Below are 9,678 nucleotides of genomic sequence, written 5' to 3'. Positions count from 1 at the left end.
TTTAGCAAGGATCAGGCAGATGTGTTTGAACCTATTAAAGAGTGAAACCACCTTTAAAGGTGGTATTAAACGCAAACGGATGAACTGCGCAATGGACGAAAACTACCTAAGTAAGGTTCTCGAAAGCCTTACAGGGCGGTGATGTTCATGCGGTTTCCGTGGTTACATGAAAATACTGGGATGCAAAAATAAATAAAATGAGGTTAGGTATTACAAAATGAACCCAATTCTCCCACTTATCGGTCGTACCGATGCGCTGTTTACTCAAGATATTTTCCAAAATGAAACAGTGCTATCTCGTATCGTTTCAGAGTCTCGTTTTCTTGTTTTGGGTGGCGCAGGGTCCATCGGCCAAGCTGTCACCAAAGAAATCTTTAAGCGCAATCCGCAGAAGCTGCATGTAGTCGATATCAGCGAAAACAACATGGTGGAGTTGGTACGCGATATTCGCAGTTCATTTGGCTACATTGACGGCGATTTCCAAACCTTCGCTTTGGATATCGGTTCGATTGAGTATGATGCCTTTATCAAAGCCGATGGTCAGTATGATTATGTCTTAAACCTCTCTGCCCTCAAGCATGTGCGCAGTGAGAAAGACCCATTTACCTTGATGCGTATGATCGATGTCAACGTATTCAATACCGATAAAACCATTCAACAGTCGATTGATGCTGGTGTTAAAAAGTACTTCTGTGTTTCGACCGATAAAGCAGCCAACCCCGTCAATATGATGGGGGCGTCCAAACGCATTATGGAAATGTTCTTGATGCGTAAGAGTGAGCAAATTGCCATCTCAACTGCGCGTTTTGCTAACGTGGCCTTTTCTGATGGTTCTCTGTTGCACGGCTTTAACCAACGTATCCAAAAAAATCAGCCGATTGTCGCACCAAACGACATCAAGCGTTATTTCGTAACGCCGCAAGAATCCGGCGAGCTGTGCCTCATGTCGTGCATTTTTGGCGAAAATCGCGACATTTTCTTCCCGAAACTCAGTGAAGCGCTGCATCTGATCACTTTTGCCGACATTGCAGTGAAGTACCTCAAGCAACGTGGTTACGAGCCTCACTTGTGTGCCAATGAAGATGAAGCGCGTGAGCTCGCTAAAACGCTACCAGCGCAAGGAAAATGGCCTTGTCTTTTTACCGAAAGTGACACTACAGGTGAGAAAGACTTTGAAGAGTTTTTCACTAACAAAGAAGTGCTCGATATGGCCCGCTTTGAAAACTTGGGCATCATCAAAAACGACCCTCTGTATCAGCCAGAGTTGTTAAGTCTGTTTGAAACGCAGATTGGCCAAATGAAGGCGGCTCGCGAATGGACTAAAGAGCAAATTGTTGACTTATTCTTTACCATGATCCCCGATTTCGGTCACAAAGAAACGGGCAAATACCTTGATAGCAAGATGTAAGGGCGAATCATGAAAGCACCACGGCTGGTTGAGTTTGTTCGCGACCAATACCAAACCCAAGAGTTTATTCCACTGCATGCCCCGACGTTTTCGGGCAATGAGAAAGCGTATGTGATGGAAACCATTGACAGCACCTTTGTATCGAGCGTCGGTAAGTTTGTTGATGAGCTTGAGCGCAAGATGGAAGCCTTTACTGGCAGCGCCCGCGCGGTTGCCACTGTTAATGGCACCGCAGCGCTGCACGCTGCGTTGTACATGGCGGGCGTTGAGCGGGGCGATTTGGTGATCACCCAAGCGCTGACGTTCGTTGCAACTTGCAATGCGCTTTATCATATGGGGGCCGAGCCGATTTTTGTTGACGTATCGCCTGTGAGTCTGGGCCTTTGTCCTAAAGCGGTGAATGCCTTCTTGGAAGAGTATGCAGAAGTCACTGAGGCAGGTTGCATCCATAAGCAAACGGGCAGAAGAATCAAAGCGGTGGTGCCGATGCACACCTTCGGTCATCCTGTCGAACTGGATGAACTGGTTGCCGTTTGTTCGAAATGGCACATCACGTTAGTCGAGGACGCAGCAGAAAGTCTAGGCTCGTTTTACAAGGGCAAACACACCGGAACGCTTGGTGAATTTGGTGCGGTGAGCTTCAATGGCAACAAAATCATTACCACGGGTGGTGGTGGTATGGTGCTGTGTGGCACGGAAGACGCGGGCAGACGCACTAAGCATGTGACTACGACGGCGAAAGTGCCGCACCCGTATGAGTTCTTCCATGATGAGCCAGGGTTTAACTACCGCATGCCGAACTTAAATGCGGCACTGGGCTGCGCGCAGATGGAAGTGCTGGAACGCTATCTGGCGCAAAAACGCCAATTGGCGCAGCAATACCAAGCGTTTTTTGCCGGTAGCGATGTCACGTTTGTGGTCGAGCCAGAATACGCGCAGTCGAACTACTGGCTCAATGCCATCATTTGCGCGGATGCACAGCAGCGTAATGAACTGCTGGAGCAGACCAATGCTGCAGGAGTGATGACTCGTCCAATCTGGCAACTTATGCATCGCTTGCCGATGTTCGAACAAGCCCTGCGTGGGGATTTGACCCATTCAGAATTCATTGAAGCACACCTGATTAACTTACCGAGTACGCCCGTTGGCGCTTAGGTGAGGGAGCGAGCATGAGCGAACATCAGAAAAAAGTCGCCGTCTTTACCGGAACAAGAGCAGAGTATGGTCTGCTCTTTTGGCTTCTAAAAGATATTCAAGCCGATGCAGAGCTGAAGCTTCAACTGCTGGTTTCGGGCATGCATCTATCGCCTGAGTTCGGCGAAACCTATCAGCAAATTGAGCGAGATGGCTTTCATATCGACGAGAAAATCGAAATCTTACTTTCATCGGATTCTGCGGTAGGCACAGCCAAAAGCATGGGGCTCGGTGTGTTAGGATTTGCCGATGCGTTGGCAAGGCTTAAACCAGATGTTCTGGTGATTCTTGGCGATCGTTTTGAAGCACTCGCTGCGGCGCAAACGGCGATGATTCTGCGTATTCCGGTGATTCATTTGCATGGTGGGGAGATCACCGAGGGTGCGTATGACGACGCTATTCGTCATGCGATCACCAAGCTGAGCTATCTGCATGGTACTTCGACCGAAGCGTATCGTCAGCGCGTTATCCAGTTAGGGGAAGCGCCAGAGCGTGTGAAAAATATCGGCGCTATTGGGCTTGACCACCTTAAGCGTGCACAGTTTATGGATGTGCCTGCTCTGGCTCAATCACTCAACTTCCCTTTGACTCAGCCGTACTTCTTGGTGACCTACCATCCCGTTACCTTAGGCGAGGAAGCGCCCGAAGCCAGTTTTCAGGCCTTGCTCGATGCACTTGACACTTACCCTGAGCATCAAGTGATCCTCACTTATCCGAATGCCGATGATGGCGGCAGGCGCATCATTCCAATGCTCGAAGCGTATGCGGCTGCAAACCCACAACGTGTGCTTGCCATCCCTTCTCTGGGGCAGGTGCGTTATCTCAGCGTGGTGAAACATGCTAGCGCTGTGATTGGCAACTCATCCAGTGGCATTATTGAAGTGCCTGCTTTTGATGTACCGACGGTGAATATTGGCGTGCGCCAGCAAGGGCGTTTAGCGGCGAAAAGTGTCTTGCATTGCCGGGCATCTAAAGAAGAGATTGAACAAGCAATCCAAACGGCCATTACCAGAGGCTATAAGGCTGACGGTGAAGTGATCGATAATCCTTATGGCCAAGGTGATAGCAGTGCGCAAGTGATTGCAATGATAAAATCACTTCATTTTGAACCTTGTAAGTCATTCTATGACTTACCCTTTGAACCGATTGAGTGAGGCAGCATGACTCTAATCATTGCAGAAGCGGGTGTAAACCATAATGGTGACGAAGCACTGGCGTTTAAACTCGTCGACGCTGCGCATCAAGCTGGCGCCGATATTGTTAAGTTTCAAACCTTTAAAGCCAAAAACTTAGTGACAGAACAAGCCAAGCAAGCGGATTACCAAGTGGCCAATACGCAAAAGCAAGAGTCGCAGCTAGCCATGCTTAGCCGACTTGAGCTGTCTTATGCGGCTCACCACCAGTTAGTCAAACATTGTGAGTCCCTGGGTATTGAGTTCCTTTCGACCGCTTTTGATGCTGAAAGCTTAGATTTCCTCGTTAATGATCTTGGTTTAACGCGACTGAAATTGCCTTCTGGTGAGTTGACCAATGCGCCATTAGTCCTTGAGCATGCGCGCACCGGATGTGATTTAATCGTGTCTACGGGGATGGCGACACTGGCTGAGATTGAAATGGCATTGGGCGTCATCGCTTTTGGCTACACTGCAGCGGATCTCGTTGCACCGTCGGTGTTGGCTTTTCAGCAAGCTTACGCATCAAATGAAGGGCAGAAAGCTCTGAAAGAGAAAGTGACCATCCTGCACTGCACCACCGAATACCCAGCCCCGATAGCAGAAATTAATCTCAAAGCAATGGATACGCTCGGCAAGGCGTTTGATTTACCAGCGGGTTATTCTGACCATAGTGAAGGGATCACCATCCCGATTGCTGCGGTGGCGCGTGGCGCTGTGTTGGTTGAAAAGCACTTTACCCTTGATAAAAATATGGAAGGCCCTGATCACAAGGCGTCACTTGAACCCGATGAATTGGCCGCGATGGTGAAAGCGATTCGCCAAGTAGAAGTGGCGTTGGGCACTGCGGTAAAATCGCCAACCGTCTCTGAAGTCAAAAACAAAGCGGTGGCACGTAAAAGCTTGGTGGCAAGTCAAGCGATTCAAGCAGGCGATGCCTTTAGTGCAGATAACGTGACGATTAAGCGCCCGGGCAGTGGCATGTCACCTTATCAGTATTGGGAGATACTCGAGCGCAAAGCAAGCCGAGATTATCAAGTCGGAGATTTGATCATTGAATAAACCGTTACCGCTTGTTTTGATTGGCGGAGGCGGACACGCCAGTGTTTTGGCTGATATCTTACTTGGCCAAGGACGAGAAATACTTGCCGTCATTTGCCCTGATGACGTTTCATCACGGGCGGTATTGGCAGGCATTCCCCATTTTGCCCAAGATGAGGATATTACACGCTTCTCTCCAGATAGTGTGCGGTTGGTAAACGGTATTGGCATGAGGCCTCGTTCAACTTTTCGTCAGCGTATTAACGAGAAGTTTCTCGCACAAGGGTATGTTTTTGAAACGGTGATTGCGAGTGACGCTAAGGTATCTTCCTTTGCTGAAGTGAAATCGGGAGCACAGATTTTCCCTGGTGCGAGAGTACAGACTGGCACGGTTATTGGCGAACATTCCATAGTGAATAGCGAAGCTTTGATTGAGCACGATTGCAGAATTGGTGCCTACAATCACATAGCGCCTCATGCCACCTTATGTGGCGACGTGTTTACGGAGGAAGACGTGTATATCGGTGCAAATGCAACAGTCATTCAAGGTTTAGTTTTAGAATTGCAGAGCGTCGTTGGGGCTGGGGCGATAGTGACTCAATCACTTAAGAAGGGCAGTACATGCTATCCAACTCGCGCCTATATTAAATAAAACAAATAAAATTCAAGGATATTCCATGAGCTATTGCTGGAACAATGTATTGATTAAACCTGACAACTCAATACGCGATGCGCTGGAGATCATTAATAACGAGGCCTTAAGGGTTGCGTTAGTGGTTGACAACAACCAGCATTTGGTTGGAGTTGTAACCGATGGCGATATTCGCCGTGGCCTGCTCAAGAATCTGACGCTGGCTGATCCTGTCTCTTTGGTGATGAACCAATCTCCGACGATAGCGAAGATGGGAACCCGTCGAGAAGATTTGATCGAGCTGATGGAGAAAAAAGGCATCCTATCTATTCCGCTTCTAGATGAGGCAGGAAAAGTGGTGGGGCTTGAAACCTTGCATGGCGCATTGCATCGCCCGAAATATCAAAATCCTGTTTTTTTGATGGCTGGCGGATTTGGTACTCGTTTGCGTCCGCTGACGGATAACTGTCCTAAGCCAATGCTCAAAATCGGCAACAAACCGATCCTTGAAACAGTGATCCGCAGTTTTATCAAAGCGGGGTTCGTCAATTTCTATATCTCGACACATTACATGCCTGAATTGATTCATGCACATTTTGGCGATGGCTCAGAGCTCGGTGTAAATATCACTTATGTACATGAGGAGTCCCCGCTTGGCACAGGGGGAGCACTTGGCCTTTTACCGAATGATTTGCCAGAAGGCTTACCGTTGATCATGATGAATGGTGATGTGTTGACCAAAGTCGATTTTCAACGCCTTCTCGATTTTCATGTGAGCCATGACGCCGACGCAACCATGTGTGTGCGTGAATACGACTACCAAATTCCATACGGCGTGATCAATGGAGAAGGCAACAAAATCACCAGTATGGTGGAAAAGCCTATCCAGCGATTTTTTGTCAATGCGGGGATTTACGTGGTCTCTCCACGTGTGATTCAATCCGTACCAGAAAATCATCGTATTGATATGCCGACCCTATTAGAACAACACATGCAGGAAAGAAACAACGTATTGATGTTCCCAATTCACGAGTATTGGTTGGATATCGGCCGAATGGATGATTTCAATCGAGCGCAAATAGACATACTAAACCTAGGTATTTAGAAATGAAGCATATTAAAACTCTCGCTATAATTCCAGCAAGAGGAGGAAGTAAAGGTTTACCAGGTAAAAACTATAAACCTTTGTTAGGTAAGCCTTTGTTTATCTATTCAGTTGAAGTTGCTAAAAGCACTAATAATATATCTAATGTCATCGTCTCAACTGACTGTGAAAAAGTGATTGAAATATCAAGAAAAAATAATGTTGATGTATGCATTAGACCTTCGTATTTAGCGACAGATACGTCTTTAGTAATAGATGCAGTGCGTTATACAGTAACTAAAGAAGAAAAGAAAAAAGGGTACAGGTTTGACTATATCATATTACTTGAACCTACAAGCCCAATGAGAACAATCGAAATAGTCAGTGATTGTACTAATATACTTATTAATGATAACAATATTAAAAGTATAGCTACATATTCTGAAACAGAGTTGCCACCAACCCGAGCTTGGTCAATTAGAGGTGGTAAAGCACAACCTTATATAAAAGATGCAAATCCGTGGCTGCCAAGACAACAACATGAAAATGGTTATCAACTTAATGGTCTTTACTATGGAATATGTAGAGATCGTCTAATTAATGATAATTGCCCATCCTTGGTGACAGATGAACATTTTGCTTATATTACTCCAAGAGATATATCCATAGATATAGATACTGAGATTGATTTTAATATCGTTGAATATCTTATTGATAAAGATAAGGGATAAAGTGTGAAAAAACCTAATTTACTTATTACTGGTGCAAGTAGTGGTGTAGGGCTAATGCTTGTAGATAAACTAAATGAAAAATATAACATAATCACAATATCAAGAAGAGTTAAAGAAAGGTTTAAAGAGCTGAATTTAACTAGCTATAGCTGTGACATTTCCGATGAGAAAGAATTACTTAATACATTGGAGGTCATTAATAGAGATGTGGGTCATTGCGAATATATAATTAATTGTGCCGGAGTGCTTGATAAAGGGAGTTTTGATGAAAAAAAAATAAATGACGTGAAATATTCAATGAGTGTAAATGCTTATGCTCCATTGATAATAATTGAAAACTTCATTGGTAAAATGAAAGAAGAAAATTATGGTCGTATTATTAACTTAACCTCTGGTGCTCCTTTAAATTGTTTTCCAGGCTTCTCGTGTTATAGTGCTTCTAAAGCGACGCTTAATGCATTATCAACCACATTATCTAAAGAGCTTGATGAATACAATATTAGTATAAACCTTATGAGTCCCGGCCCTGTAAGAAGTGAAATGAGTCCGGATTCGCCAATCGAGCCCGAGGTTTGCTTACCGACAGTGGAATACCTATTGTCAGGAAAAGCGAAAGGTGAGCATAACTCATTTTATTGGTTAGGGTATAAAATCCCTTTATTTCCTGATTTAAATGGAATTAATTGGTTGGAAGGTATTGGTACTAAAAACTTAGAAAAGGTTATTTAATATGTCTAAAATAAAAATTGGAATTTTAGGCGCCAGTGAAGGTAATGGCCACCCATATTCATTTTCTGCAATACTCAACGGCTATAATGCTGATAATTTTGAAAACACAAAGTGGATAGGTATTTTAAATTATCTCCAAAAACGAGATGACGAAGAGTTCGGAGCATTGGATGCGAAAGTTACTCATGTTTGGTGCCAAGATGTTGATATTGCATACGAGATTTCTGGGTGCTGCCTTATCGATAATGTTGTAACAGATTATGTGGATATGATTGGGCATGTCGATGCGGTTATTATTGCCCGTGATGACTTTGAGAATCATAGAATAATGGCTGAACCATTCTTAAAGGCGGGCCTTCCAGTGATGATAGATAAGCCTCTGACCTTAGATTGTGAGGAGCTTGATTGGTTTATGTCTTTCTATGATAAAGGTTTATTATTCTCATGCTCTGGCTTACGTTTTTGCCAAGAACTTGACAGTGTAAGAGAAAACTTAGACGAATTTGGAAAGGTTACTCTAGTTAAAGCTTCGGTTATCAATGATTGGGAGAAATATGGTGTACACATGCTGGATGCCACACTAGGTGTCTGGGATGAAGATGTAGATACGGTGAACTGTTACTCTCAATCTGGTATAGATACGTTCACGCTGAGTTTTAGCGGTGGTATTACATTCCAAGTGAATACCCTGGGCCCTGAAACGTTTAGTTTCTCTTACCAAGTAATTGGAGAGTCCAGCTCTGTTTCGTGCGAAATAAGGGACAACTTTAGTGCATTTAAAAGAATGCTTAGTAAGTTCGTACAACAAGTTAATAGTGGTGAACCGTATCTATCTTCCCAAAGTGTTCATCGTTCGATCCGTACTTTAATTGCAGGCCAGGAAGCAAAACGACTTCAAACAACGATCAAGGTGAATAATGTATAGTTTGGAAAAATACAAGACGATAGTATTTGGGGCGAATGGTCTACTTGGTTTGAAGGTAACCAATGCTATTCTTGATAGGGGTGGAGAAGTTGTTGCTGTCGACTACGCAATCGAAGGTTTAAAGGATAAACTGAGCCACTCAGTGGGTGGCAGAGTTACAGTAGTTCAACTTGATGTTACGAATCAAACTGAAGTTATTGCGTTCTTTGACAGCTTAGATGATGACATTACAGGGGCTGTGAATTGTACATATCCGAGAAATAGCTCTTATGGGGCTCATTTTTTTGATGTGTCATTAGATAGCTTTAATGAAAATATTTCGATGCACTTGGGAAGTGCCTTTCTTATTGCGCAGCAAAGCGCTAAGCATTTCATTAAAAATAAGAAACTTTTTTCATTAGTAAATATATCTTCTGTATATGGTGTCATCGCGCCCAAGTTCGATATATATGATAACACGCCAATGACTATGCCTGTAGAATATGCCGCGATAAAATCAGCGATTATTCATCTCAATAAATATATTTCTAAATATGTTAGTGCGAGTAGTTTCAGAGTGAATAGTGTCAGCCCTGGTGGGATATTTGACAACCAACCAGAATCTTTTTGTCTGGCTTATAGGGATAATACAAATGGTGCGGGTATGTTAGATGTGTCGGAAATGATTGGTTCAATATTATTTTTACTGTCTTCTGATTCGCGCTATATTACAGGTCAGAACTTGATTGTAGATGATGGTTTTTCTCTATAGTCAAATTTTCAT

10 protein-coding genes and 1 pseudogene are annotated in these 9,678 nt (G+C 44.2%); all 11 read left to right on the top strand.

Features of this window, described 5'->3' with window-relative positions:
- Window positions 1-142: pseudogene (locus AACV12_RS15455) on the top strand (ISAs1 family transposase); the annotation flags it as partial.
- A 75-nt stretch (window positions 143-217) separates the two neighbouring features.
- On the top strand, window positions 218-1,408 hold the full coding sequence (locus AACV12_RS15450) for a UDP-N-acetylglucosamine 4,6-dehydratase (RefSeq protein WP_170900717.1): 1,191 nt from the start codon (window positions 218-220) through the stop codon (window positions 1,406-1,408).
- A 9-nt stretch (window positions 1,409-1,417) separates the two neighbouring features.
- Entirely contained in the window at window positions 1,418-2,563 is a 1,146-nt protein-coding gene (locus tag AACV12_RS15445; protein ID WP_170900715.1) for a LegC family aminotransferase, read from the top strand.
- A gap of 14 nt (window positions 2,564-2,577) precedes the next feature.
- Complete coding sequence (neuC, locus tag AACV12_RS15440) at window positions 2,578-3,756, top strand: UDP-N-acetylglucosamine 2-epimerase (RefSeq protein WP_170900713.1); 1,179 nt, start codon at window positions 2,578-2,580, stop codon at window positions 3,754-3,756.
- Window positions 3,757-3,762: 6 nt separating this feature from the next.
- Window positions 3,763-4,836: an N-acetylneuraminate synthase gene (gene neuB, locus AACV12_RS15435; RefSeq protein WP_170900711.1), complete on the top strand. Its 1,074-nt coding sequence runs from the start codon at window positions 3,763-3,765 to the stop codon at window positions 4,834-4,836.
- Window positions 4,829-5,467, top strand: coding sequence for an acetyltransferase (locus AACV12_RS15430; protein WP_170900710.1), 639 nt, complete (start codon window positions 4,829-4,831; stop codon window positions 5,465-5,467). The genes neuB and AACV12_RS15430 overlap by 8 nt, the downstream gene beginning before the upstream one ends.
- A gap of 25 nt (window positions 5,468-5,492) precedes the next feature.
- Window positions 5,493-6,551, top strand: a complete 1,059-nt coding sequence (locus AACV12_RS15425) for a nucleotidyltransferase family protein (protein ID WP_170900708.1) — start codon at window positions 5,493-5,495, stop codon at window positions 6,549-6,551.
- A gap of 2 nt (window positions 6,552-6,553) precedes the next feature.
- Window positions 6,554-7,261: an acylneuraminate cytidylyltransferase family protein gene (locus AACV12_RS15420; protein ID WP_170900706.1), complete on the top strand. Its 708-nt coding sequence runs from the start codon at window positions 6,554-6,556 to the stop codon at window positions 7,259-7,261.
- Between the two features lie 3 nt (window positions 7,262-7,264).
- Complete coding sequence (locus tag AACV12_RS15415; RefSeq protein ID WP_212754903.1) at window positions 7,265-7,990, top strand: SDR family oxidoreductase; 726 nt, start codon at window positions 7,265-7,267, stop codon at window positions 7,988-7,990.
- A 1-nt stretch (window position 7,991) separates the two neighbouring features.
- A complete protein-coding gene (locus AACV12_RS15410; protein ID WP_170900704.1) occupies window positions 7,992-8,915 on the top strand; it encodes a Gfo/Idh/MocA family protein in 924 nt (307 codons plus the stop codon).
- Complete coding sequence (locus AACV12_RS15405; RefSeq protein ID WP_170900702.1) at window positions 8,908-9,666, top strand: oxidoreductase; 759 nt, start codon at window positions 8,908-8,910, stop codon at window positions 9,664-9,666. Before AACV12_RS15410 ends, AACV12_RS15405 begins: the two co-directional genes overlap by 8 nt.
- Window positions 9,667-9,678: the final 12 nt, after the last annotated feature.

Source organism: Vibrio sp. 2-2(8), from assembly GCF_963888495.1.
In the GTDB taxonomy this organism is placed as follows: Bacteria; Pseudomonadota; Gammaproteobacteria; order Enterobacterales; family Vibrionaceae; genus Vibrio; species Vibrio anguillarum.
The sequence above is the reverse complement of the archived record's forward strand: the minus strand, read 5'-3'. Positions and strand labels throughout refer to the sequence as shown.

What these genes read in the sequence shown, in the direction of transcription:
- AACV12_RS15450 (WP_170900717.1), top strand. Translation starts at nt 218, where the DNA reads ATGAACCCAATTCTCCCACTTATCGGTCGTACCGATGCGCTGTTTACT.
- AACV12_RS15445 (WP_170900715.1), top strand. Translation starts at nt 1,418, where the DNA reads ATGAAAGCACCACGGCTGGTTGAGTTTGTTCGCGACCAATACCAAACC.
- neuC (WP_170900713.1), top strand. Translation starts at nt 2,578, where the DNA reads ATGAGCGAACATCAGAAAAAAGTCGCCGTCTTTACCGGAACAAGAGCA.
- neuB (WP_170900711.1), top strand. Translation starts at nt 3,763, where the DNA reads ATGACTCTAATCATTGCAGAAGCGGGTGTAAACCATAATGGTGACGAA.
- AACV12_RS15425 (WP_170900708.1), top strand. Translation starts at nt 5,493, where the DNA reads ATGAGCTATTGCTGGAACAATGTATTGATTAAACCTGACAACTCAATA.
- AACV12_RS15420 (WP_170900706.1), top strand. Translation starts at nt 6,554, where the DNA reads ATGAAGCATATTAAAACTCTCGCTATAATTCCAGCAAGAGGAGGAAGT.
- AACV12_RS15410 (WP_170900704.1), top strand. Translation starts at nt 7,992, where the DNA reads ATGTCTAAAATAAAAATTGGAATTTTAGGCGCCAGTGAAGGTAATGGC.
- AACV12_RS15405 (WP_170900702.1), top strand. Translation starts at nt 8,908, where the DNA reads ATGTATAGTTTGGAAAAATACAAGACGATAGTATTTGGGGCGAATGGT.